This is a genomic window from Paramagnetospirillum caucaseum (assembly GCF_000342045.1).
Taxonomy (GTDB): domain Bacteria; phylum Pseudomonadota; class Alphaproteobacteria; order Rhodospirillales; family Magnetospirillaceae; genus Phaeospirillum; species Phaeospirillum caucaseum.
Genome location: NZ_AONQ01000017.1, coordinates 50,987 through 74,468, shown reverse-complemented (window position 1 = coordinate 74,468; position 23,482 = coordinate 50,987). Strand labels below are relative to the sequence as shown.

General features: G+C 69.6%; 23 protein-coding genes. 15 read left to right on the top strand and 8 right to left on the bottom strand.

Going from position 1 to position 23,482, the window contains the following annotated elements; genetic code table 11:
* Positions 1-206: 206 nt before the first annotated feature.
* The 3 genes from H261_RS08305 (at position 207) to H261_RS08295 (ending at position 2,800) form a co-directional block, all read left to right on the top strand.
* On the top strand, positions 207-689 hold the full coding sequence (locus H261_RS08305) for a CreA family protein (RefSeq protein WP_008616423.1): 483 nt from the start codon (positions 207-209) through the stop codon (positions 687-689).
* Complete coding sequence (locus H261_RS08300; protein ID WP_008616421.1) at positions 689-2,335, top strand: hypothetical protein; 1,647 nt, start codon at positions 689-691, stop codon at positions 2,333-2,335. The genes H261_RS08305 and H261_RS08300 overlap by 1 nt, the downstream gene beginning before the upstream one ends.
* A 252-nt stretch (positions 2,336-2,587) precedes the next feature.
* Positions 2,588-2,800, top strand: a complete 213-nt coding sequence (locus H261_RS08295; RefSeq protein ID WP_008616420.1) for a hypothetical protein — start codon at positions 2,588-2,590, stop codon at positions 2,798-2,800.
* A gap of 66 nt (positions 2,801-2,866) precedes the next feature.
* On the opposite strand, the gene ppa is transcribed toward H261_RS08295, so the two are convergent.
* The 3 genes from ppa to H261_RS08280 form a co-directional block, all read right to left on the bottom strand.
* Positions 2,867-3,415, bottom strand: a complete 549-nt coding sequence (gene ppa / locus H261_RS08290) for an inorganic diphosphatase (RefSeq protein ID WP_008616419.1) — start codon at positions 3,413-3,415, stop codon at positions 2,867-2,869.
* Between the two features lie 16 nt (positions 3,416-3,431).
* Positions 3,432-4,553, bottom strand: coding sequence for an alanine dehydrogenase (gene ald, locus H261_RS08285; protein ID WP_008616418.1), 1,122 nt, complete (start codon positions 4,551-4,553; stop codon positions 3,432-3,434).
* 61 nt (positions 4,554-4,614) lie between these two features.
* On the bottom strand, positions 4,615-5,952 hold the full coding sequence (locus H261_RS08280) for an AmpG family muropeptide MFS transporter (protein WP_008616417.1): 1,338 nt from the start codon (positions 5,950-5,952) through the stop codon (positions 4,615-4,617).
* A gap of 169 nt (positions 5,953-6,121) precedes the next feature.
* Between H261_RS08280 and argH the strand changes: the two genes are divergently transcribed.
* The 4 genes from argH to H261_RS08265 are packed head-to-tail and all read left to right on the top strand — an operon-like array spanning position 6,122 to position 11,345.
* Positions 6,122-7,537 (top strand): argininosuccinate lyase, encoded by a 1,416-nt coding sequence (gene argH, locus H261_RS08275; RefSeq protein ID WP_008616416.1) that lies wholly within the window; start codon positions 6,122-6,124, stop codon positions 7,535-7,537.
* Entirely contained in the window at positions 7,534-7,698 is a 165-nt protein-coding gene (locus H261_RS25405) for a lipoprotein (protein ID WP_008616414.1), read from the top strand. The genes argH and H261_RS25405 overlap by 4 nt, the downstream gene beginning before the upstream one ends.
* Positions 7,695-8,966 (top strand): diaminopimelate decarboxylase, encoded by a 1,272-nt coding sequence (gene lysA, locus H261_RS08270; protein ID WP_008616412.1) that lies wholly within the window; start codon positions 7,695-7,697, stop codon positions 8,964-8,966. Before H261_RS25405 ends, lysA begins: the two co-directional genes overlap by 4 nt.
* A 60-nt stretch (positions 8,967-9,026) precedes the next feature.
* Positions 9,027-11,345, top strand: a complete 2,319-nt coding sequence (locus H261_RS08265; protein WP_008616409.1) for a DUF4175 domain-containing protein — start codon at positions 9,027-9,029, stop codon at positions 11,343-11,345.
* A 123-nt stretch (positions 11,346-11,468) separates the two neighbouring features.
* Here H261_RS08265 and H261_RS08260 read toward each other — a convergent pair whose 3' ends face one another.
* Both H261_RS08260 and H261_RS08255 read right to left on the bottom strand, forming a co-directional pair.
* Positions 11,469-12,530 (bottom strand): DUF3426 domain-containing protein, encoded by a 1,062-nt coding sequence (locus tag H261_RS08260; RefSeq protein WP_040475999.1) that lies wholly within the window; start codon positions 12,528-12,530, stop codon positions 11,469-11,471.
* An 87-nt stretch (positions 12,531-12,617) separates the two neighbouring features.
* Positions 12,618-14,714 (bottom strand): putative bifunctional diguanylate cyclase/phosphodiesterase, encoded by a 2,097-nt coding sequence (locus tag H261_RS08255; protein WP_152426779.1) that lies wholly within the window; start codon positions 14,712-14,714, stop codon positions 12,618-12,620.
* Between the two features lie 159 nt (positions 14,715-14,873).
* On the opposite strand from H261_RS08255, the gene dapB reads away from it, so the two are divergent.
* The 3 genes from dapB (at position 14,874) to H261_RS08245 (ending at position 16,352) form a co-directional block, all read left to right on the top strand.
* Complete coding sequence (dapB, locus tag H261_RS08250; protein WP_008616401.1) at positions 14,874-15,671, top strand: 4-hydroxy-tetrahydrodipicolinate reductase; 798 nt, start codon at positions 14,874-14,876, stop codon at positions 15,669-15,671.
* 2 nt (positions 15,672-15,673) lie between these two features.
* Entirely contained in the window at positions 15,674-15,838 is a 165-nt protein-coding gene (locus H261_RS25760) for a hypothetical protein (protein ID WP_008616399.1), read from the top strand.
* A gap of 76 nt (positions 15,839-15,914) precedes the next feature.
* On the top strand, positions 15,915-16,352 hold the full coding sequence (locus H261_RS08245; RefSeq protein ID WP_008616397.1) for a helix-turn-helix domain-containing protein: 438 nt from the start codon (positions 15,915-15,917) through the stop codon (positions 16,350-16,352).
* Between the two features lie 43 nt (positions 16,353-16,395).
* Here H261_RS08245 and grpE read toward each other — a convergent pair whose 3' ends face one another.
* Both grpE and hrcA read right to left on the bottom strand, forming a co-directional pair.
* Positions 16,396-16,995: a nucleotide exchange factor GrpE gene (grpE, locus tag H261_RS08240; RefSeq protein WP_008616395.1), complete on the bottom strand. Its 600-nt coding sequence runs from the start codon at positions 16,993-16,995 to the stop codon at positions 16,396-16,398.
* A 32-nt stretch (positions 16,996-17,027) separates the two neighbouring features.
* Positions 17,028-18,092 (bottom strand): heat-inducible transcriptional repressor HrcA, encoded by a 1,065-nt coding sequence (gene hrcA / locus H261_RS08235; protein ID WP_008616383.1) that lies wholly within the window; start codon positions 18,090-18,092, stop codon positions 17,028-17,030.
* Between the two features lie 146 nt (positions 18,093-18,238).
* On the opposite strand from hrcA, the gene rph reads away from it, so the two are divergent.
* The 3 genes from rph to hemW all read left to right on the top strand — a co-directional run bounded on the left by rph (position 18,239) and on the right by hemW (position 20,812).
* Complete coding sequence (gene rph / locus H261_RS08230) at positions 18,239-18,958, top strand: ribonuclease PH (protein ID WP_008616381.1); 720 nt, start codon at positions 18,239-18,241, stop codon at positions 18,956-18,958.
* Positions 18,955-19,575 carry an RdgB/HAM1 family non-canonical purine NTP pyrophosphatase gene (rdgB, locus tag H261_RS08225; RefSeq protein WP_008616373.1) on the top strand — a complete coding sequence of 207 codons (621 nt, stop codon included), beginning with the start codon at positions 18,955-18,957 and terminating at the stop codon, positions 19,573-19,575. The genes rph and rdgB overlap by 4 nt, the downstream gene beginning before the upstream one ends.
* 109 nt (positions 19,576-19,684) lie before the next feature.
* On the top strand, positions 19,685-20,812 hold the full coding sequence (hemW, locus tag H261_RS08220; protein WP_008616371.1) for a radical SAM family heme chaperone HemW: 1,128 nt from the start codon (positions 19,685-19,687) through the stop codon (positions 20,810-20,812).
* A 2-nt stretch (positions 20,813-20,814) separates the two neighbouring features.
* Here hemW and H261_RS08215 read toward each other — a convergent pair whose 3' ends face one another.
* Entirely contained in the window at positions 20,815-21,981 is a 1,167-nt protein-coding gene (locus H261_RS08215) for a penicillin-binding protein activator (RefSeq protein WP_235062895.1), read from the bottom strand.
* A gap of 119 nt (positions 21,982-22,100) precedes the next feature.
* Here H261_RS08215 and rsmI point away from each other — a divergent pair, with 119 nt between their 5' ends.
* Both rsmI and H261_RS08205 read left to right on the top strand, forming a co-directional pair.
* A complete protein-coding gene (gene rsmI / locus H261_RS08210; RefSeq protein ID WP_152426777.1) occupies positions 22,101-23,078 on the top strand; it encodes a 16S rRNA (cytidine(1402)-2'-O)-methyltransferase in 978 nt (325 codons plus the stop codon).
* Positions 23,075-23,464: a YraN family protein gene (locus tag H261_RS08205; protein ID WP_008616365.1), complete on the top strand. Its 390-nt coding sequence runs from the start codon at positions 23,075-23,077 to the stop codon at positions 23,462-23,464. Before rsmI ends, H261_RS08205 begins: the two co-directional genes overlap by 4 nt.
* The last annotated feature ends 18 nt before the right edge of the window (positions 23,465-23,482 follow it).

The following is a 23,482-nucleotide window of genomic DNA, read 5'->3' as shown; positions in this document are numbered from 1 at the left end:
CGGCGAAGAAGGCGGGGAACGGCATGGCGGTATCCTGGATGGCGGAGGCTCCATACTGTGCCCGCCGCCCCGGGGCGCGGTCCTTGAGTTTGGTCAGGCGGAAAGATGTCGCTTGTGTAAACGCGTTCACAGTTTCCTCATCATTTGGTCTTTATGGTTGACGCTAAGATAGTCCGTCCGCTGCCCGGAGCTTATCGGCCGATACCATGAACACCATTCCGCGTCTTTCCCTCTCCGCCGCCGCCCTGCTGTTGGCCGCCGCATCCCTGGGCGCCCCCCTGCACGCCGAGGAGATCGGCAGCGTCTCGACCGTGTTCAAGATGCTGGGGCCCAACGACAAGATCGTGGTCGAGGCCTTCGACGATCCCAAGGTCCCGGGCGTCACCTGCTATCTGTCGCGGGCCAAGACCGGCGGCATCAAGGGCGGCGTCGGGCTGGCCGAGGACACCTCGGACGCCGCCATCGCCTGCCGCCAGGTGGGGCCGATCCGTATCGACGGCAAGCTGAAGGACGGCGACGTGGTGTTCCAGAAGGACACCTCGCTGCTGTTCAAGACCCTGCAGGTGGTGCGCTTCCATGACAGGAAGCGCAACGTCCTGGTCTATCTGGTCTACAGCGACCGGATCATCGAGGGTTCGCCCAAGAACTCGGTTTCGGCGGTGGCCATCGAGAAGAACTGGATGCCGTGATGAACGCGACCCTGCCCCCCGACCAGCGCCTGCTGCTCGACGACATTCTCTTCCGGCTGGGCAAGGTGGAGGATTCTCCCGGTCTGCTGCGCTTCATGGCCGAGATGCTGAAGACCCTGCTGCGCCGCCAGGGCGACGCCCAGTTCCTGGCGGTGATCCAGGACGCCTTCGCCGCCGGGCTGGCCGGGCTCGGCTTTCCCGAGCAGAAAGAGCTGGCCGCCGAGGTCATCCAGGTGGTGATCACCAAGCGGCCGGAGATCGCCCTGGCCTGGCAGAAGATCCACGGCCAGCCGCCGCGCCAGCCGGCCCAGGCCGCGGCGCCGGCCCAGGCGCCGCAGCGCCGCGCCGCCGACCTGCCCATGGAGATGCCGCCGCCGCTGCCGCCCGAGGCCGACGAATACGTCTTCAGCCACGCCGAGGCCTTCGTCGCCGCCCAGCTGGGCGACGCCCTGGACAAGCGCCTCGCCCTGATGCGGGTGCCGCTGCCGGCCATTCCCTCGGTGGCGTGGTGCCTGGACCAGCCGTTCTTCCTGTTCGTGCCCGACTTCGCCGCCATCGCCAAGGCGTTCATCACCGGCACCATCCTGCGCCGCTGCCGCGACGGGCTGGAAAAGCGGGTGCTGTCGCGCATCGATCACGAGGTGCTGACCCGGCCCGACCGCCAGGCCGAGTTCTGGACCGAGGCGCGCGAGCTGGTGTGGAAGGTGGTGGACGAGGCCCTGACCAAGCTGGCCACCCATCACAAGGCGGCCGAGGCCAAGCAGGCCGCCGCCGTCCGTGCCGGCGGCGAGGGCAAGGAAGGCTTCAAGATGGTGGCGATGCCGGTCACCCGGCCGCGCAGCTACAACATCCTGGGCGTCGAGTTCGCCCTGGGCAAGGTCACCACCACCAAGCAGGTCAAGGTCAAGGTGCCGCCGCCCTACAAGCTGGAGCCCGACGAGATCGAGGCCCTGGACCTGATCCGACAGTTCCGCAACGGCGCCGCCCAGGCCGGGCTGAACCTGCCCGAGGCCGCCGACTTCCAGTTCCTGCGCACCCTGCTCAACTTCAACACCCGCCTGTTCGCCCAAAGCCGCGACGAGCTGATCGGCCTGGCCGCGCACGAGGACACCACCAGCGGCTTCCTGGCCGAACGCCTGAAGGCCGCCGACAAGACCTTCACCAACTTCCTCACCGACGTGCTGGTGATGATGATGTTCACCCGCTGCGGCGACACCAGCTTCCGTCTGGCCCAGTTCCACGCGGTCTGCGTCGGCTCGGCGCGGGACAAGAGCGCCATGCTGGCCAAGCGGCCGTTCATTCCCGCCGAACTGGCGCGCCGCCCGCACGAACTGGCGGTGCAATTGCGCGAGGCGCTGCGCCGCCGCCTGCACATGGACGCCGTGCTGGGCTCGGTCGAACGCCTGCTCGACTGCTACAAGGTGATGGGCCGCAACCTGTTCGGCCACGAACTGGACGAGGCCCGCGCGGTGGTCACCGCCTTTCCCATGGTCTTCGCCTCCGATCCCGAGGCCGCCACCTATACCGCCGTCGCCAAGCTGGTGCTGGCCACCATCACCGGCGAACAGCCCGACCGCTCCATCTGCCTGATGCGGGTGGGACAGGCCTATGACCGCATCGGCCGCAAGGCGGCGGCCACGGCGTAGGGTCGATCGGGGCCGCGCGCCTTACGGCGCGGGAGGCAAGGGCGCGGAGGCGCCCGCCGACGCTCGGTCAGACATACAAGGGCGCTGCGGTGATCGGTTCCCGTCATCGCAGCTTGGTATAAGGTAAATTGGATAAAATTATCGGGAGTTTGAAAACTATACTTTAGGCGCAGGGCTGCCCGTCGCCTTTACGGCTTTCTATACTTTGGATCAGGCAATACCATTGCGGTCGTGGGGAAAGAGGAGGCCGTCATGCTCGTCGTCGATCTGGGGCCCAGCCGCCAGTCAAACTACGCTCCGCTGACCGTCAACGGTCCCGACTACCTGATGGAGCTGGGCCGTTTCATCGCCCGGACCATCGCCGACGTGGAGGTCCGCGCCCATCCCGACTACGCCATGGCCACCGAAACGGTCTTCCGCAGCGAGTGCGGCGACGAGGACGCCGAGATGGCCGAGCACTGCTGAGCCGGACGCAACCGCCGCCCCCGATGGCGGGGACGGCAGCGGCGGGGACGGTTCCCTGGGACCGGCCTACTTCTTCTTCTTCGGCTTTTCCGCCACGGCGCGGTCGATGGCTTCCTGGATGATCTGGCCGGCCCGTTCCGGCCCGCCCCAGCCCTTCAGCTGGACCCACTTGCCCACTTCCAGGTCCTTGTAGTGGACGAAGAAGTGCTCGATCTGCTGCACCAGGATCTTGGGCAGGTCCTCGTAGGTGTTCACCGCGTCGTAGAACGGATGCAGCTTGGAATGGGGCACGGCCAGGATCTTCTCGTCCATGCCGGCCTCGTCCTCCATCAGCAGCACGCCGATGGGCCGCGAGCGCATCACCGAGCCCACCGCCACCGGAATGCGGCCGACCACCATGACGTCCACCGGATCGCCGTCGGCCGACAGGGTATGGGGCACGAAGCCGTAATTGACCGGGTAGTACATGGCGGTGTTGAGGAAGCGGTCCACGTACATGGCCCCCGATTCCTTGCAGATCTCGTACTTCACCGGATCGCCGCGCAGCGGAATCTCGATGATGACGTTGACGTCGCGGGGCGGGTTCTTACCGATCGGGATCTTCTTGAGGTCCATTTGTGCTTTGTTTCCCTTATGGAGAGGAAAGGGCTGTCTCGGGCGCCACGGGGGCGTAACCGAGGTCCCGGGCCACGGCGGCGTGGGTGACGGCGCCGTGGTGAACGTTGAGACCCGCGCGGAAATGCGGATCATCCGAGAGCGCCCGGACCAGACCCTTGTCGGCCAGGGCCAGGACGAACGGCAACGTGGCGTTGTTCAGGGCGAAGGCCGAGGTCCGCGCCACCGCTCCCGGCATGTTGGTGACGCAGTAATGTACCACACCCTGCTCGAGATAGGTGGGAGCGGCATGGGTGGTGGGGCGCGAGGTGGCGATGCAGCCGCCCTGGTCGATAGCCACGTCCACCACCACCGAGCCGGGGCGCATGGCGCCCACCAGCTCGCGGCCGACCAGGCGGGGGGCGCTTGCCCCCGGCACCAGCACGGCGCCGATCAGCAGGTCGGCCTCCAGCACATGGTGCTCGATGTTGTCCATGGTGGCGTAGGCGGTCTCCACCGTGTTGAGCAACAGCTCGTCGATCTGGGCCAGACGCGACAGCGAGCGGTCCAGCACCACGACGCGGGCTCCCAGGCCGACCGCCATGCGGGTGGCGTTGGAACCGACCACGCCGCCGCCCAGCACCACCACCTTGGCCGGGGCCACGCCGGGCACCCCGCCCAGCAGCACGCCAGAACCACCCTGTTCCTTTTCCAGGCAATGGGCGCCCACCTGGATGGACATGCGCCCCGCCACCTCGGACATGGGGGCGAGCAGCGGCAGGCGGCCATTGGCGTCGGTCACCGTCTCGTAGGCGACGGCCGACACGCCGGATTCCACCAGCGCCCTGGTCTGGGCCGGGTCGGGAGCGAGATGGAGATAGGTGAAGAGAATCTGGCCGGGACGCAGCAAGGCGAATTCCACCGTCTGCGGCTCCTTGACCTTGACCACCAGTTCGGCGGCGGCGAACACCTCGGCGGCATCGGCGGCGATCTCGGCCCCGGCGGCGCGATAGGCGGCGTCGGTACAGCCGATGCCGGCCCCTGCCTGGGTTTCCACCAGCACCTTGTGGCCGTGATGGACGAGCTCGCGCACCGAGCCGGGCGTCAGCCCCACCCGGTATTCGTGACTCTTGATCTCCCTGGGAACGCCGATGCGCATTCCGTCACTGCCCCTTGGAACGGTTCCTAAAGCCTGAGAATGACCTCTCGGGCCGCAGGATTCAACCGGGCTTGGACGCAACCCGGCCCTGCTGTCGCATCAACCAGGGCAGAATCAGCAAGGCCGGCAGGGTCACCACCGTGGTCAGCAGGAAGAAATCCACCCAGCCGAACATGTCGGCCAGCCTGCCGCTGGCCGAGGCGAACAGGGTGCGGCCCACGGCGGTCAGCGACGACAGCAGGGCGTATTGGGTGGCGGTATAGGCCAGGTTGCACAGGCCCGAAATGTAGGCGACCAGCGCCGAGCCGGCCATGCCGGCGGTCAGGTTCTCGGCCGCCACGCACAGCGCCAGCGCCCAGACGTTGTGCCCCGCCAGGGCCTGAAGCACGTAGAACAGGTTGCCCAGCGACTGCAGGATGCCGAACACCAGCAGCGCCCGCATGATGCCGAGGCGCACCACCAGGGCGCCGCCGATCACCGTGCCGGCCACCGTGGCGCCGAAGCCGAAGATCTTGCTGACCCAGGCGATCTCCTCCAGGGCGAAGCCCATCTCGATGTACAGGGTGTTGGCCATGGCCCCGGCCATGGCCTCGCCCATCTTGTAGCCGATGACGAACAGCAGCACCGCCCACCAGGCCGGCCGCGCCATGAAATCGGCGAAGGGACAGACCACCGCGCCATAGAGCCAGGCCGCCACCTTGGCCGGCCCCCCCTTGAGATGCGGGCGGGCCTCCAGGTATTCCGCCGCCCGGCGCTCGCGCTCGGCGGTGGCGGCCGAGACCTTGATCTCCGGCTCGGGGCCGAACAGGAACACGGTCATGCCGATTCCCAGCAGCGCCGCCATGGTGGCGTAGGCGGCGAACCAGCCCCATTGCGAGGCCACCAGCAGAGCCCCCGCCCCGGCGGCCAGCATGGCGAGACGATAGCCGGCCTGCACCGCCCCCGCCCCCGGCCCCTGCTGCATCTCGTCGAGAATCTCCACGCGATAGGCGTCGATGACGATGTCCTGGCTGGCCGACAGGAAGGCCACGGTCACCGCCAGGGAGGCGGTCAGCCAGATCTCCCTGGCCGGATCGGTGGCGCCGAGCGCCAGGATGAAGACGATCAGCAGGGTCTGGATCAGCAATCCCCACGAGCGCCGCCGCCCCAGCCAGCCGGTGAGGACGGGCAGCGGCAGGCGGTCGATCAGCGGCGACCACAGGAATTTCAGGGCATAAGGCGTCCCCACCAGGGCGAAGATGCCGATGGCGGTGCGCGAGATGCCCTCGCCCTTCAGCCAGGCCGACAGGGTGGAAAAGGTCAGCAGCAGCGGCAACCCGCTGGAAAAGCCCAGCAACAGCACCATCACCACCCGCCGGTCCGCATAGGCGGCGAAGCCGGAACGCCAGGAGGGGCTCATGGGCGGATCAATCTGTCGGGGCGGAGCATCACGGACCACAAGATGTTGAGGTGCCAGCACTCTACCCCGTGATCGTGGCGGCGACAAACCCCTGTTCTCTTCACAGCCCCGGCTCGAAGGGTGTAGGTTGGCGCGGATTTCCCCCTTCAGCGCATTCACCAGGGCTTTCATGACCGACACCGACAAGACCAAGGCCGCGTCCGCCATGTGGGGCGGGCGATTCGCCGGCGGCCCCGCCGCCATCATGCAGCGGATCAACGCCTCCATCGACTTCGACAAGCGGCTGTATGCCCAGGACATAAGGGGCTCCAAGGCCCATTGCCGCATGCTGGTCAAGCAGAGCATCCTGACCGCCGCCGACGGCGCGCTGATCCAAGAAGGCCTGGACAAGGTGCTGGCCGAGATCGAGGCGGGCGACTTCCCCTTCTCCCAGGCGCTGGAAGACATCCACATGAACGTGGAATCGCGCTTAGGTGAGCTGATCGGCGAGGCCGCCGGGCGGCTGCACACGGCGCGCTCGCGCAACGACCAGGTGGCCACCGATTTCCGCCTGTGGGTCCGGGACGCCCTGGACGGCATGGACGGCGCGCTCCGGGACCTGCTGGCCGCCCTGCTCGACCGCGCCGAGGAGCACGCCGCCACGGTGATGCCCGGCTTCACCCATCTGCAGACCGCCCAGCCGGTGACCTTCGGCCACCACATGATGGCCTATGTGGAGATGATCTCCCGCGACCGCTCGCGCCTCGCCGACGCCAGGAATCGCCTCAACGAATGCCCGCTGGGCTCGGCCGCCCTGGCCGGCACCTCGTTCCCCATCGACCGCGAGGCCACCGCCGCCGAGCTGGGCTTCGCGGGCCCGATGCGCAATTCCCTGGACGGCGTCTCGGACCGCGATTTCGCCCTGGAATTCATGTCGGCCAGCGCCATCTGCGCCGTGCACCTGTCGCGCCTCGCCGAGGAGCTGGTGATCTGGACCTCGGCCCAGTTCCGCTTCGTCACCCTGTCGGACGCCTTCACCACCGGCTCGTCCATCATGCCGCAGAAGCGCAATCCCGATGCCGCCGAGCTGGTCCGCGCCAAGACCGGACGGGTGATCGGCGACCTCAACGCCCTCCTGATCGTCATGAAGGGCCTGCCGCTCGCCTATTCCAAGGACATGCAGGACGACAAGGAGCCGGTGTTCGAGGTGGCCGACACCATGGAACTGGCCATCGCCGCCATGGCCGGCATGGTGCGGGACATGACGGTCAACGTCGGGACCCTGCGCGCCGCCGCCGGAGCGGGCTTCACCACCGCCACCGACATCGCCGACTGGTGCGTCCGCGCGCTCAAGATGCCGTTCCGCCGCGCCCACCACGTGGCGGGGTCGCTGGTCAAGCTGGCCGAGGGCCGGAATTGCGGCCTGGAAGACCTGACGCTCGCCGAAATGCAAGCCATCGAGCCGGGCATCACCGAGGAGGCCCGCGCCGTGCTGTCGGTGGAGTCCTCGGTCAACAGCCGCACCAGCCTGGGCGGCACCGCGCCGTCGCGGGTGCGCCAGGCGGTGGCCGCCGCCCGCCGCCGCCTGGCGGAGGACGCCCCATGATCCTGCTGCGGTCGATCCTGGTCGTCGCCCTGGCCATCGGCATCGCCGCCTGTGGCCGCAAGGGCATGCCCGAACAGCCCGACGGCGCGGTCTATCCCCGCGACTACCCCTATACCCCGCTGCCCGCCGAATCCAAGACACGGACCAACGAAGCCCGATGAACCATTTCCATTATGCCAACGGCGAGCTTTGCGCCGAGGACGTCGCCATCGCCCGCATCGCCCGCGAGGTCGGCACCCCGTTCTACTGCTATTCCACCGCCACCCTGGCGCGGCACTACACGGTGTTCGCCGAGGCCTTGAAGGCCGCCGGCCTGGACGCCACCATCTGCTTCGCCTGCAAGGCCAATCCCAACATGGCGGTAATCCGCACCTTCGCCCAGCTGGGCGCCGGCGCCGACGTGGTCAGCGAGGGCGAGCTGCGCCAGGCCCTGGCGGCCGGCGTGCCGGCGGCGCGCATCGTGTTCTCCGGGGTGGGCAAGACCCGGCGCGAGCTGGAATTCGCCGTGGCCAAGGGTATCTTCCAGATCAACGTGGAATCCGAGCCCGAGCTGGAGATGCTGTCGGAAATCGCCGCCTCGCGCGGGCTGGTGATGCCCATCGCCATCCGGGTCAACCCCGACGTGGACGCCGGCACCCACGCCAAGATCACCACCGGCAAGAAGGAAAACAAGTTCGGCATCGAGTGGACGCGGGCCCGCGAGGTCTATGCCCGCGCCAAGGCCCTGCCGGGCATCGAGCCGGTGGGCGTCGCCTGCCATATCGGCTCGCAGCTGACCGAACTTGCCCCCTTCCGCGAGGCCTTCCTCAGGGTGCGCGACTTGGTGGCCATGCTGCGCGCCGACGGCATCGACATCCGCCGCCTGGACCTGGGCGGCGGCCTGGGGGTGCCCTATGACGACGAGACCCCGCCCGAGCCGGCCGCCTATGCCGAGGCGATCCGCGCCACCCTGGGCGATCTCGGCTGCCGCTTCGTCTTCGAACCCGGCCGCCTGCTGGTGGGCAATGCCGGCATCCTGGTGTCGCGCGTCATCCGGGTGAAGGAGGGCAGCACGCGGACCTTCCTGATCGTCGACGCCGCCATGAACGACCTGATGCGCCCCAGCCTCTACGACGCCTACCATGCCATCCTCCCGGTGGCCGAGCCCGAGGCCGGCGCCGCCCTGGCCGAGGTGGACGTGGTCGGGCCGGTGTGCGAGACCGGCGACACCTTCGCGCGCCAGCGCCGCCTGCCCCCCATGCGGGCCGACGACCTGCTGGCCTTCGGCACCGCCGGGGCCTATGGCGCCGCCATGGCGTCCACCTACAACACACGGCCGCTGATTCCGGAAGTGCTGGTCAAGGGCGGCGAGTACGCGGTGATCCGCGCCCGGCCCAGCTACGAGGACATGCGGTCGCTGGAGAGCCTGCCGGATTGGCTGGCTGAATGATGATGATTTGGGCCGCCGCCCGGTCGGGGTCCGGGGCGAAAGCCCCGATGAGCGGCTGACATGCCCGCCCTTTCCCGCAAGCTGCGTCTGGTCCGCCTCGCGCTGCTGTGGGAAAGGGCGTGGCCGCCCCTGGCCGCCGCCCTGTCGCTGCTGGCCCTGTTCCTGGCCCTGGCGCTGTTCGACGCGGGTCCGCTGCTGCCGTTCCCTCTCCATGCCGCCCTCGCCCCCGCCTTCGCCCTGGCCATCGCCGTCCTGGGCTGGCGGGCCTGGCGGGTGGAGCGCCCCTCGGCGGACGAGGTGGCGCGGCGGCTGGAGCGGGAATCCGCGGCGTCCCACCAGCCGCTCGCCGCCCTGTCCGACCGGCTGGCCGCCGGCGACGAGACCCTGTGGCAGGCCCACCGCGCCCGCATGGAACAGGCCGCCCGCCATCTGCGCCCCGGCTGGCCCGATCCGGTGCTGCCCGCCCGGGACCCGCTCGGCCTGCGTTTCGCCGCCCTGCTGCTGCTGGTCACCGCCGCCGCCGGGGGGCTGGCCGACGCCCCCGCCCGGCTGGCCCGCGCCGTCGATCCCTATTCCCACCGCCCGGTTCTCGATTCCGACACCATGGAGGTGTGGATCGTGCCGCCCGCCCATACCGGCCTGGACCAGATCCTGCTTAAGCCCGGCCAGGGGGCCGTCACCGTCCCGGCGGGCAGCGTGGCCCGCGCCGTGACCTCGTGGCGCGGCTGGGGCGGCGCGGCCCTGTCGGCCGGCGGCGCCGGAGTGGCGTTCGGCGAGGACGGCCGCGCCGAACTGGCCCTGACCGCCGGCCCAAGCCTGGACGTGCGCCTGGGATTGCGCCGCGCCGCCTCGTGGCCCATCACCCTGCGTCCCGACGCCCCGCCGGCCGTCGCCGTGGCCCGGCCGCCCCAGGGCGACGAACGCGGCCGCCTGACCCTGGAGCTGGAGGCCAGCGACGATTACGGCCTGACGCGGATCTGGGTGGAGGTGCGGCCAGCGAGCGGCGACGGCGCGCCGCTGCGCCTCGACCTCGTCCTGCCGGGCGAGCGGCCGCGCCAGGCCCGCCCGCTGTTGCGCGCCGATCTGGCCGACCATGACTGGGCCGGACGCCCGGTGCGTCTCACCCCCAAGGCCGAGGACGGAGCCGGCCAGACCGGCGAGGCGCCGCCGGTGGAAGTCACCCTGCCCGAGCGGCAATTCCGCCACCCCCTGGCCCGTGCCCTGGCGGACTGGCGGCGGCGCTTGAGCGACGCCCCCCGGCTGGGACCGGAGATCGCCGGGGAATTGCGGCAGATCCTGGAAGAGCCCCAGGCCTTCGGCGGCGATACGCGGGTGTTCCTCGCCCTTTCCGTCACCCGCCACATGTTGATGCGCCCGGATTTCGAGCGCGGCCGCACGCGGTCGCTGCTGTGGTACGCCGCCACCCGCCTCGAGGACGGCGGCCTGCCCGCCGCCGAGAAGGCCCTGGAGGACGCGCGGGCGCGGCTGGAGCGCGCCCTGGCCGACAAGGCCGACACCGCCCGGCTGTCCCGGTTGGTGGAAGAGCTGGAAGCCGCCCTCGACCAGTGGATGGAGGCCATGGCCGAGTTGGGCCTCGACTCTTCCGTGCCGCCCGATGGCGGCACCCCCGCCGCCGACCTCTCCGACATGCTTGACCAGTTGCGCGGGCTGGCCGAAACCGGCGACCGCGAGGGCCTGCGCCGCCGGCTGGAGCAATTGTCCCGCCTGCTGGCCGAAATGGGCCCGGCCCGGCCCGGCCAGCGCGGCGACCCGGCCAACGCCGAGGCCATGCGCCGCCTGAAGGAGCTGACCAGCCGCCAGCAGGAGCTGCTGGACAAGAGCTTCCGCCGGGCGCCGCCGCCCGACGAGCGGATCGAGGACGACGAGGATACGCCCCGGCCCCGGCGCAAGCCCACCGGCCGCGAGGCGGCGGAGGCCCGCCGGATGGCGGAGGAACAAAAAGCCCTGCGCCAGGCGCTGGAGCAGCTGGGCAGGTCCATGCCCCAGGCGCCGCAATCCCTTGCCGAAGCGGAACGGTCCATGCGGGGCGCCGAGTCCAGCCTGGGCGACGGCGCGTGGGGCGAGGCCGCCGACCAGCAGGCCGAGGCGGTCAAGCGCCTGCAGGACGGCGCGCGGCAGATACTGGAGCGCCAGGAGGCGGCGCGCGGCAAGGGTTCGCCCGCCCTCATCCCCCGCGATCCCTTCGGCCGCGCGCTGAACGGCTCGACCTTCGCCGATGACGGGCGCACCAAGGTGCCGGGACGCGGCGAAACCATGCGGGCGCGGGAAATCCTGCAGGAATTGCGGCGGCGTTCCGGCGACCCCCACCGGCCGGAACCGGAGCGCGACTACCTCAAGCGGCTGCTGAAACCGTTCTGATACCGAGCGACCTTTGATTTCGGTATCTGGCCGCCATTGCGGCGGCGGCCAAGCGGGCGGAGGCCCGCGCCCGGCGAGGGACAATGAGGTCGGTCATTTTAATGGCCGACCGGTATGAAGGCTCTACTTCGCCTCGGCCGGCTTGGGCTCGGCGGGCGCCGGGGGGGCGGGGACGGCGGGGGTTTCCGCCGCGGGAGCCGCAGGAGCGGGGGCTGGCGCGGCCACCGGAACGGGAGCGGCCACCGGAGCCGGAGCCGCGACCGGAGCCTGGGTCGGGGTGGCGGGAACCGGCGGCTGGGCGCTGCCCGGCTTGGCCTCGCCCGCTTCCACGAACACCACCACCACCTCGACGGCGTTGGGGTCGGGCCGTTCCAGCATGATCTTGAAGCTGACGGTGCCCTGGGACGCCAGTTCGGTGACCGGCGGCTGCGACAGCTTTTCCTGCACCGCCTGCTTGTTGCGGTCCATCAGCACCAGCTTCATGGTCGGCACCGGCCGGGAACGGTCGGTGACGTTGGCGATGATGCCGCGCACCACCAGCACGTCGGTGTCGTTGTGGACGAAGCGTTCCGGCGTGCCGGCCTTGCGCAGTTCCAGCCCGGCGCCGGGCTTTTCCCGGCGCAGACCGGCCTGGCCCAGCAATTCGCCGGCCTCGGGGACCGCTTCCACCAGATGGTCCTGGAAATAGTAGCCGGCGCCGCCCAGCCCGCCGAGAATCAGCAGGACCAGCAGCAGCCACAGGACGCCCGTCCCCTTCTTGCCCTCGCTGGCCGCGGTGGAGAACAGTTCGGGCACCGGCTGCGGCCCGTCGTCCAGCAGGCTGGCCTCGCCCATGCGCTCCATGCCCTCGTCGGGGGGCAGGCGGTTGGAGAAGTTGGGGACCGGCGGAACGTCCAGGTCGAAATCGTCGTCGGCCGGCGCCGGGGGGCGCGGCGATGCCGACGGGCGCGGCGCATCGAACACCGAATCGTCCTTGACCGGGTTGAAGCCCGTCACTCCGGAAAAGTCGGTCTTGGCGAAGGACGGGCCGGCCAGGTCCAGGTCGGTGTCGTCGTCGTCCATGGCCAGCGGCGTCTGGAACCACTTGTGGGCGCACTTGGCGCATTTCAGCTTGCGCCCGGAGGTTCCGAGCGCGCTGTCGGGGATGGAGAAGTTGGTTCCGCAGGCGGGACAGGTGATCAGCATGGTCTGCAAACACCGGAAAAGGTTTGTTTTCTTATAGGCTGGAGCCGGGATCAACACAAGCGGCTACAGACGGATCGGCCGGGGCGGCTACAGGCGGATCAATCCTTCCGGCGTGGCCAGCAATCCGGCGAAGGTGTCGGCGTCGACGGGCCGCGAAAACAGGAAGCCCTGCATCACCGGGCAGCCGCGCGCCGCCAGGAAGGCGGCCTGCTCGCGGGTCTCGACGCCCTCGGCGATGACCGTGAAGCCCAGATTGCCGGCCAGGGCGATGATCGAGGCGATGATGGCCCCGTCCTTGGCGTTGCCCGGCAGTTCGGTGACGAAGGCGCGGTCGATCTTCAGCGTCGAGACCGGGAACAGCTTGAGATAGGCCAGCGAGGAATAGCCGGTGCCGAAATCGTCCAGCGACACCCGCACCCCCAGGGTGGTCAGCTGGCCGAGAATCTCGATGGCGCGGTCCACGTCGCTGGCCATCATGGTCTCGGTGATTTCCAGTTCCAGCACCGCGGGCGGCAGGCCGGATTCGGCCAGGGCCGCCTTGACCTTGTCCTTGAGACGGCCGTCGTGGAACTGGGCCGGCGACAGGTTCACGCTGATGGCGGGCAGGATCAGCCCCTGGCGCCGCCACTTCGCCACCTGGCGGCAGGCCTCGCCCAGCACCCAGTCGTCGATGGCGCCGATCAGCCCGGCCCGCTCGGCGACGGGAATGAACAGGCCGGGCGAAACGTCGGCCCGCACCGGATGGCGCCAGCGGATCAGCGCCTCGGCCCCGACGATGGTCCCCGACAGCGCATCGACCTTGGGCTGGAACACCAGGCGGAACTGGTCCTCGCCCAACGCTAGGCGCAGATCGTTCTCCAGGCTGACCCGCTCGGCCACCTGGCGATCCATTTCCATATCGAAACAGCTGTAGGGCAGGCCGCCGCGCTTGGCGTGATACATGGCGGCGTCGGCCCGCGACAGCAGGCTTTCCGCCCCGTCGGCGTCGTCGGGATAGAGCGCGATGCCGATACTGGTGCCGGCGAACAGCTGCAGGCCGTCCATGTCGAAGGGCTCGGCGAAGGCGTAGAGCACCTTGCCGGCGCAGGCCTGGGCGGCGGAATGGTCGCCGACGCTGGGCAGCAGCATGACGAATTCGTCGCCGCCCAGCCGGCCGATGATGTCGCTGGCCCGCACGCAGGCCTTGAGGCGGCGCGCCACCTGGCGCAGCAGCTCGTCGCCCACCGCGTGGCCGTAGCTGTCGTTGATGTCCTTGAAGCGGTTGACGTCGAGATAGAGCACGGCGAGACGCTCGCCGGTCTGCTCGGCCCGCACGATGGCCTCGCCCAGGGCCTCCATCACCGTATGACGGTTGGGCAGGCGGGTCAGGGCGTCGTGGCTGGCATGGAAGCGGATGCGCTGCTCGTCGCGCCGCTTGCGGGTGATGTCGCGCAGCAGCAGCACGAAGCGCCCATCGCCGTCCTGTCCGGTGGCCCCCTGGTCCACGGCGGTCAGCGCCAGGGCGGCGGGAAAGGGCTCGGAGTCCTTGCGCCGCGTCCAGGTCTCGCCCGACCACTGGCCGGTGTTGGCGGCCAGGCGCCACATCTCGTCGATCTCGCGCAGCCCGATCATCTCGACGGCCAGCAGGTCGCAGGGCCGGCCGGTGACCTCGGCGGCGCTCCACCCGGTCATGCGCTCGAAGGCGGCGTTGACCGCCAGGATGCGCCGCTCGCGGTCGGTGACCACGATGGCCTCGCCCACCGTCTCGAACACCGTGGCGGCCAGACGCAGCGATTCCTCGGCCTGCTTGCGCGCCGTGACGTCCTGGACGGTGCCCTCGTAGCAGACCAGCTTGCCGCGCGGGTCGTAGACCGCCCGGGCGTTCTCGGCGATCCAGATGACCTGGCCGCTGCGGGTCCGCACCCGGGCCTCGAAATTGCGCACCACCGAATCGCGGGCCAGAATCCCGCGGAACCGCTCGCGGTCGGCGGGGTCCACGTAGAGGCCGCGGGCGATGTCGGTCAGCCCGGCGATCAGCTCGGCCGGATCATTGTAGCCGTAGATGCGCGCCAGGGCCGGATTGGCGTCGAGATAGCGCCCGTCCGGAGTGGTGCGGTAGATGCCTTCGACCGCGTTCTCGAACAGCGAGCGGTAACCGCCGAGGTCGTCGCCGCCACGGGCAAAGGCCAACACATCGCCACTCATGAACTTCGAATCCATTGGATCAATTCCAAAGGGACAGTGCCACTGACGGTTTATGCACTGCAACAGAATCCGGTGATGACCCTACTTTTGTCTCTCAAGACTGGATTTCCCGGCGTTCTGTCACTAAGAAAGTGGGACCGTTTTGGAAAGGACCGGGACATGAGGATCGGAATCGTCGGATGCGCCGGGCGCATGGGCCGGATGCTGATGGAAGCGGTGCTGGCCGCCGAGGGCTGCCGGCTGTCGGGCGGCACCGAACGGGCCGGAACCGAATTCGTCGGCCGCGATCTCGGCGCCCTGCTGGGCCGCGAATCGGTGGGGGCCTCGGTGAGCGCCGACCCACGGGCGCTGTTCGCCGCCTCGGACGCCGTCATCGACTTCACCGCGCCGTCCGCCACCCTGGCCCACGCCGCCATGGCCGCCGAACTCGGCAAGGTGCTGGTGGTGGGCACCACCGGGCTGTCCAAGGACGACGAGGCCCGGCTGGCCGAGGCGGCCCAGGCCGCCCCGGTGGTCTACGCCCCCAATTTCAGCGTCGGCATCAACCTGCTGATGGCGCTGACCGAGCGCACCGCCGCCATCCTGGGCGACGATTACGATATCGAGATCGTCGAGATGCACCATCGCCACAAGGTGGATTCTCCCAGCGGCACGGCGCTTGGCCTGGGCCGCGCCGCCGCTGCGGGCCGCCAGGTGGCGCTGGACGGCGTGTGGTGCAAGAGCCGCGACGGCCATACCGGGGCGCGGCCCAAGGGCGAGATCGGCTTCGCCACCCTGCGCGGCGGCGACGTGGTGGGCGACCACACGGTGATGTTCGCCGCCGAGGGCGAGCGGGTCGAGCTGACCCACAAGGCCTCGTCGCGCGCCGTGTTCGCCAAGGGTGCCGTGCGGGCCGCCCGCTGGGCCGCCGGCCGGACGCCGGGTCTTTATTCCATGCGCGACGTGCTGGGGCTCTAGAGATGAGCGAGGAGCAGACGCCCGAGCAACCCCAGGTCAAGCGCCGCTACAAGGAGTGGGAGCATTCCGGCCCCGAAGAGGTGGCCATGGCGCGCAAGCTGTTCTTCGGCATGATGGCCCTGCTGGCCCTCCTGCTGGGCTCGCTGGTCTATGGGGCGTTGAAATAGGCCTGTCGTCCTGGTGTCGTGGCGCCGTCGCGGGGTTCACCCCATGCTGGCGCCACCTTTTCCGAGGGCCTGGAGCATGACTGATACCGCCGAAACCATTCGTGAGCTTCGCCTCCAGCGCGCCTGGTCGCAGGAGCAACTGGCCGACATCGCGGGCATCAGCGCCCGCACCGTCCAACGGCTGGAGCAAGGCCAACCCGCCGCCCTGGAAACGCTGAAAGCCCTGGCGGCGGCCTTCGACGTGCCCCTGGACCACCTTCGGAGAGGATCTGTCCCCCTCGCCAAGGATACCGCCATGACCGATACCGCCACGTCCCTGCCCGCCCCCCGTGATTCCCGGAGGACATTCCGCCGCCATCTCCTGGTCTTCACCGGCGTGATGAGTGGCTTGGCCGCCGTCAACCTGATCCACAACCCCGACCATCTCTGGGTGATCTATCCGGCCCTGGGCTGGGGCATCCCCCTGGCCATCAAGGCTCTGTCGCTGCGCCACTCCCCACCGGCCGCCGGCTGAAAGCAAAGGCCCCCGCCCAGGCGGGGGCCTTTGCTTCCCCGGCTCAGACGCTGGTGTCGACGTTGTTGCCGCCGCTCTTGGGGCCGCCCTTGGCCACGCCCACCAAGGCCGGGCGCAGCAGGCGGTCGTGCAGGGTGTAGCCGGCCTGCATGACCAGCACCACGGTGCCCTCGATCTGGCTGGGATCCTCCATCTCCATCATGGCCTGATGCAGATTGGGATCGAAACGTTCACCCTGGGCCGCCACCATCTTGATGCCGTAGCGCTCGAAGGTGGCCAGCAATTCCCGTTCGGTCATCTCGACGCCGGTGGTCAGCGCGGCCAGGGATTCGTTGCCTTCCCGCGCCGTGGCCGGCACCGAATCCAGGGCGCGGCGCAGATTGTCGGCTACCGACAGCACGTCCTTGGCGATGTTGGAGACGGCATACTTGCCGCGATCCTCGGCCTGCTGCTCCAGGCGGCGTCGCGTGTTCTCGGTCTCGGCCTTGGCGTAGAGCACGTCATTCTTCAACTTGGCGATCTCGGCCTCCAGTTCGGCGAGGCGATTGGCATCGGCGGCCGGCGGCGCGGTGGATTCGGCGGCCGGGCCCTGATCGGCGCTCTCGGCGGCGGGCGTCTGCTCGGCGGTCTGATCCTGGGTCATGGCAAGGCTCTCTCGATCTCTTGGGGTTACGGTCAGGTGGGTTGCCCGATCAGGCGGCCGATCACCTTGGCGGTGTAGTCGACCATGGGAATGATGCGGGCATAGTTGATGCGTTGCGGGCCGATCACCCCGATGGCCCCGACGATGCGTTCGCGGGCGTCGCGGTAGGGCGCCACCACCATGGAACAGCCGGTGACGCCGAACAGGTCGCTTTCGGCGCCGATGAAGATCTGCACCCCGTCGGCCACCTGGGTGAGGTCGACCAGGCGCAGGAACTGCTCGGAGGTTTCCAGCGCCTCGAACAGGGAGCGGATGCGCTCCAGATCCTCGACGGCGGTGACGTCTTCGAGCAGATGGGACTGGCCGCGCACGATCAGGGCCGAATGGCTTTCGCCCCCCGCCCAGGTGGCCAGCCCGGCCTCGATCACCCGCTTGGTCAGCGAATCCAGCAAGGTGCGGTGCTGTTCCAGCTCCGCCGTGATCTCGTCTCTGACCTCGTCCAGCGAACGGCCGGCCAGCCGGGCGTTGAGGTAGTTGCCCGCCTCCACCAGGGTGGACATCTCGACGCCGTCGGGCAGGTCGAGGATGCGGTTCTCCACCATGCCGTCCTCGGTGACCAGCACCACCAGGGCGCGGTTGCGGCCCAGCCAGACGAATTCCACATGTTTCAGCGTGCGCTGGATCTTGGGCGCCACCACCACGCCGGCGCAGCGCGAAAGACCCGACAGCGCTCCCAGCGCCTCACCCAGCACCTGCTCCATGGAGCGGCCGGCCGCCTTGCACTGGGCGTCGATGGCCGAGCGCTCGGCATCGGCCATGCGGCCCACCTCCAGCAGGCCGTTGACGAACAGCCGCATGCCCGCCTGGGTGGGCAGCCGCCCGGCCGAGGTGTGGGGCGCGTAGAGCAGGCCGAAATCTTCCAGGTCGGCCATGACGTTGCGGATGGTGGCCGGCGACAGGGAGAGCGTCAGGCGGCGCGACAGGGTGCGCGAGCCGATGGGCTCGCCCGTTTCCACATAGGCTTCCACGATCTGGCGGAAGATTTCCCGCGATCTTTCATTCAGCTCGGTGATGACGGGCCCCTTGGTCCGTGGCATTGGGCTTCCCTGGGCGTTCTCCGGTGCGGCGAAAATCTAGTGGCGCCTTGGCCCCTCGTCAATGTCGGGGGGTCGAGATTGTGGACGCGGCCCACCATATGGAGGTAGCTTGCCGCCTCTTCCCCTTAAGAGGACTTGCCAACGCCATGAGACCGTCCGGCCGCGCCCCCGACCAGCTTCGCACCGTCATCCTGGAAACCGGCGTGTCGCGCCATGCCGAGGGCTCGTGCATCGCCAAGTTCGGCGACACCCATGTGCTGTGCACCGCCTCGGTGGAGGAAAAGGTGCCGCCCTTCCTGCGCAACACCGGCAAGGGCTGGGTCACCGCCGAATACGGCATGCTGCCGCGTTCGACCCACACCCGCACCGACCGCGAGGCGGCCAAGGGCAAGCAATCGGGCCGCACCCACGAGATTCAGCGGCTGATCGGCCGCTCGTTGCGCTCGGTCACCGATCTCGCCGCCATGGGCGAACGCCAGATCAAGATCGATTGCGACGTGCTGCAGGCCGACGGCGGCACGCGGACCGCCTCGATCACCGGCGCCTTCGTCGCCCTGCACCTGGCCTTCCAGCGGCTGGTCCGCCTGGAACTGCTGAAAAGCGTGCCGCTCACCGATCACGTGGCGGCCATCTCCTGCGGCATCTACGAGGGCACCGCCGTCCTCGACCTGGATTACCCCGAGGATTCCAACGCCCAGGCCGACGCCAATTTCGTCATGACCGGAACGGGAGGCATCGTCGAGATCCAGGGCACCGCCGAGGAGCGTCCCTTCTCACGCACCCAGTTCCTCGAGCTGACCGACCTGGCCGAAGCCGGCATCCGCCAACTGGTCGAGGCGCAGAAAAAGGCCCTGGGGCTGACATGAACGCCCGGCGGTTCCCCCCTCGGCATTTTGACGGCGGCAGGCTGGTCATCGCCAGCCACAATGCCGGCAAGGTCCGCGAGATCGGCGAATTACTGGCCCCGTTCGGCACCCAGGTGGTGTCGGCCGGCACCCTGGGCCTGCCCGAGCCCGACGAGACCGGCGATACCTTCGCCGCCAATGCCGAGCTGAAGGCCCGCGCCGCCGCCCTGGCCTCCGGCCTGCCGTCGCTGGCCGACGATTCCGGCCTGGCGGTGGATGCCCTGGCCGGGGCGCCGGGCATCTATTCCGCCCGCTGGGCGGGGGCGGCCAAGGATTTCGCCTTCGCCATGGCCAAGGTCCACACCGCGCTGGGCGACGAGAAGGACCGCACCGCCCGCTTCGTCTGCGCCCTGGCCCTGGCCTGGCCCGACGGCCATTGCGAGACCTTCGAGGGCGTGGTGGAGGGCGATATCGTCTGGCCGCCCAAGGGCGGCAACGGCTTCGGCTACGATCCCATCTTCCTGCCCAAGGACGGCCAGCTCACCTTCGGCGAGATGGAGGCGGCCGCCAAGCACGCCATCAGCCATCGGGCCGATGCCTTCGCCAAGCTGGTGGCGGCGTGTTTCAAAGCCGATTGAGATGCATCGGGCTGTCGCCCGAACCCCTCCGGGGCATGCCCCGAACCCCCTTTAATCATATCAATGGGGTTTGGGGTCTGAGGCCCCAAGCGGGTATGGGCGGCAGCCCATGATCACCCCCGGCTTCGGCATCTATATCCATTGGCCGTTCTGCCTGTCGAAATGCCCCTATTGCGACTTCAACAGCCATGCCGCCCAGGCCATGGATCACGGGCGCTGGCGGGCCGCCCTGCTGGCCGAGCTGAATCATTTCGCCGATGAAACCGTGGGCCGTACCCCCACCAGCATCTTCTTCGGCGGCGGCACGCCGTCGCTGATGGCGCCCGAAACGGTCGGCGCCCTGGTGGCGGCGGTCAAAAGCCGCTGGGTCTCGGCCCCCGAGCTGGAAGTCACCCTGGAGGCCAATCCCACCAGCGTCGAGGCCGACCGCTTCCGCGCCTTCCGGGACGCGGGCATCAACCGCCTGTCCTTGGGCGTTCAGGCCCTGGACGCCGACTCGCTCGCCTTCCTGGGCCGCCGCCATTCAGTGGACGAGGCGCTGGCGGCGCTGAAACTGGCCCAGGCCACCTTCCCGCGCGTCTCCTTCGACCTGATCTATTCCCGGCCCGGCCAGACGGAGACCCACTGGCGGGCCGAGCTGGCCCGTGCCCTGGACCTGGCCGGCGAGCACCTGTCGCTCTATCAGCTGACCGTCGAGGACGGCACCGCCTTCGCCCCCGCCCAGGCGCGGGGCGACTTCGTCCTGCCCGGCGAGGACGAGGCGGCCGCCCAGTTCGAGGCCACCCAGGAGATGTGCGGGAAAGCGGGGCTGCCGGCCTACGAGATTTCCAACCACGCCCGGCCCGGCGCCGAATGCCGCCACAACCTGACCTATTGGACGGGCGGCGAGTGGCTGGGTATCGGCCCCGGCGCCCACGGGCGGTTCGGCGGCGAGGCGTTGGCCCAGATTCGTTCGCCCGGTCCCTGGCTGGCCCAGGTGGAGCGGAACGGCCACGCCACCGAGACCCGGCACAGGCTCGCCCCCGCCGAGCGGCGGTCGGAACTGGTGCTGATGGGGCTGCGGCTGCGAACCGGCCTCGACCCCGCCCTGCTGGCCGAGGTGCGGCCGGCCCTCGACCCCAGCGGCCTCGCCCGCATGATCGAGGACGGCTTCCTGGTGGAGGATTCCCAGGGCCTGCGCACCACGCCCGCCGGGCGGCTGGTGCTCAACGCCGTACTGGGCAAACTTCTGGCCTGATCTTACTGAAAGGCACTCGGTGCCGCGCCCACTTCCCGCGCCCCGCCGGGGGCTATTTCCTTGACGATCAGACCGCGTTCGGCGATGCCGTTGGCGCCCAGGCGGAAGATACCGTCCACTCCGGCGAAGCCGTTGGGATTCTGCAAGGTGGCCGAACCGTAATCGCCCATGCCGTTGCGGGCCAGGGCGGCGGCCAGGGCGGTGGAATCATAGGCGATGCCCGCCAGCCCGCCGAGGCGCGGCGGCAGGGCGCCGAAGGCCTTGGCATAGCGCTGCTCGAAGGCGAAATGACCGCTGGGCGGCGGGGCGGGATACCAGCCGCCCGCCAGGGCCGGCTCGCTGGCCAGCCGGGGATCGTCCCACAGCAGGGTCCCGAGCAGGCGCGGCACCTCGGCGCCGTCCTCGCTCATGTAATAGGACAGCAGCGAGGCGATGTTCCTGAGCCGCACGCCCTCGTCAGGCAGCAGTACCGCGTCATAGGCCGAGCCGGGCACGCCCTTGGGCGTCACCCCCTTGCGCGCCGAGAAGCGCTTGACCACCTGGGTGAAATCGCTGGCGGCAGGATCGTAATAGTCCACCGCCACCAGTTCCAGCCCCTGCAGGGCGGCGGCTTCCCGGGCGGCCTCGGCCACGGCGCGGCCGTAATCGTCGGACCGGGCCAGCACGCCGATGCGCCGCAGCCCCTGGTCGCGGGCATGGGCCAGCACGCGCGCCACCTGGGGACCGGGCAGGAAGCCCAGGGCGTAGACCCCGCCGCCCGCCACGGCGCGGTCGGTGGTGTAGGCCAGCAGCGGGATGACCTGATCGCGCGTCACCGCCGCCGCCGCCTTGACCTCGTAGCTGAACACCGGCCCGAGGACGATGTTGGCGCCCTGGGCCACGGCCGCGCTCGCCGCGGCGGCGGCGCCTTCGGCGGTGCCCTTGGTGTCGAGCGGAATCAGGTTGAAGCGGGCATCGGCGATTTCGAACAGGGCTAACTGCGCCGCGTTGGACAGGGCCTGTCCCATGGCGGCCTGCGGTCCCGACAGCGGCAACAGCAGGGCGGCGCGCACCTCGCCCTGATGGGCCGCCCGGGCCGGGGACGGCGCCGTGGCGGGCGGCAGGCTGGCGACCTGCGGCTCGGGCGACGCGGCGGCGGGGGCCGGCGCGGGCGCCGGCTTAGACGCCACGGGGGACGGCACGGGGGCGGGGGCCGGCTGCGCCTGGGGTGCGGACTTGGTTCCGCCGAGCCAAGGTGGTAACTCTGACGCCTGTTGACAGCCCGAAACCATCAGCATGGCGGCAAGCAATGGCAGGACAGCGGCGGAGTGCCGGAAAAAGCCGCAACGGCGCAAGGGAACCCTCCTCGGACGACGGCCCCGGGGCCATGGAGCCCGGCGGCGATACAGAGGCGAAAGGTAGACCCTGGGCACGCGGAAGTAAACCGAGCGCCGGGCTCTATCTGGTCGCCACCCCCATCGGCAACCTGGGCGACATCACGCTGCGCGCCCTGGAGGTGCTGGGCCACGCCGATCTGGTGGCCTGCGAGGATACCCGCGTCACCGGACGGCTGATGCAGCTGCTGGGTCTCAAGGCGCCGCTGACACCCTATCACGACCACAACGCCGACAAGGCGCGGCCCGCCTTGCTGGCCCGGCTGGGCCGGGGCGAGGTGGTGGCCCTGGTCTCCGACGCCGGCACCCCCATGGTCTCCGACCCCGGATTCAAGCTGGTTCGGGAGTGCATCGAATCGGACATCCCGGTCACCGCCCTGCCCGGAGCTTCGGCGGTACTGACGGCTTTGCAACTATCGGGCATCGCCAGCGAACGCTTCCTGTTCGCCGGCTTCCTGCCCTCCAAGGGGGCGGCGCGGCGCGGCGCGCTGCAGGAACTGGCCCAGGTGCCCGCCACCCTGGTGTTCTATGAATCCCCCCACCGGACGGGGGAGTCCCTGGCCGACATGGTCACCGTGCTGGGCGACCGCACCGGCGCGGTGACCCGCGAGCTGACCAAGCTGCACGAGGAGGTGGCCCGCGGGCCGCTGACCGAACTGGCCGCGAAATTCGCATCGATCCCCCCGCGCGGCGAGGTGGCCATCGTGGTGTCCGGCCCCGGCGCCGCAATGGCCGGCACGCCCCAGGACATGGAGGGGAGATTGCGCGCCGAAGTGGAAAATGGCCTTTCCATCAAGGACGCCGCCGCCCTGGTGGCCGCCGAAACCGGCCATCCGCGCCGCGATGTCTACGCCACGGCGCTGCGACTGTTCCGAGGGGGCAACGAGGAATGAATTCCGCGCCCCCGTCAGCGCCGCGTCAGGCGGCCCAACGGCGCGGCAAGGCGGCGGAACGGGTCGCCGCGCTATGGCTGCGACTCAAAGGTTATGGAATCCTCGCCCAAGGCCTGAAATCCGGCCGGGGATCGGGGGCGGGCGAGGTGGATCTGGTGGCGCGGCGCGGCGACCTGCTGGCCTTCGTCGAGGTCAAGAGCCGGGCGACCATCGTTCAAGCCGTTGAATCCCTTACGCCTTTTCAAAGACAGCGCATCGAGCGCGGCGCGGCGGCCTTCCTGGCCCGGCGGCCGGACCTGGCCGGATGCGGCGTGCGCTTCGACATGGTGCTGGTCGCCCCCTGGCGTTTGCCCCGCCACATCCCCGACGCTTGGAGAATTGATTAGCGACTCCCCCCCGCCGTA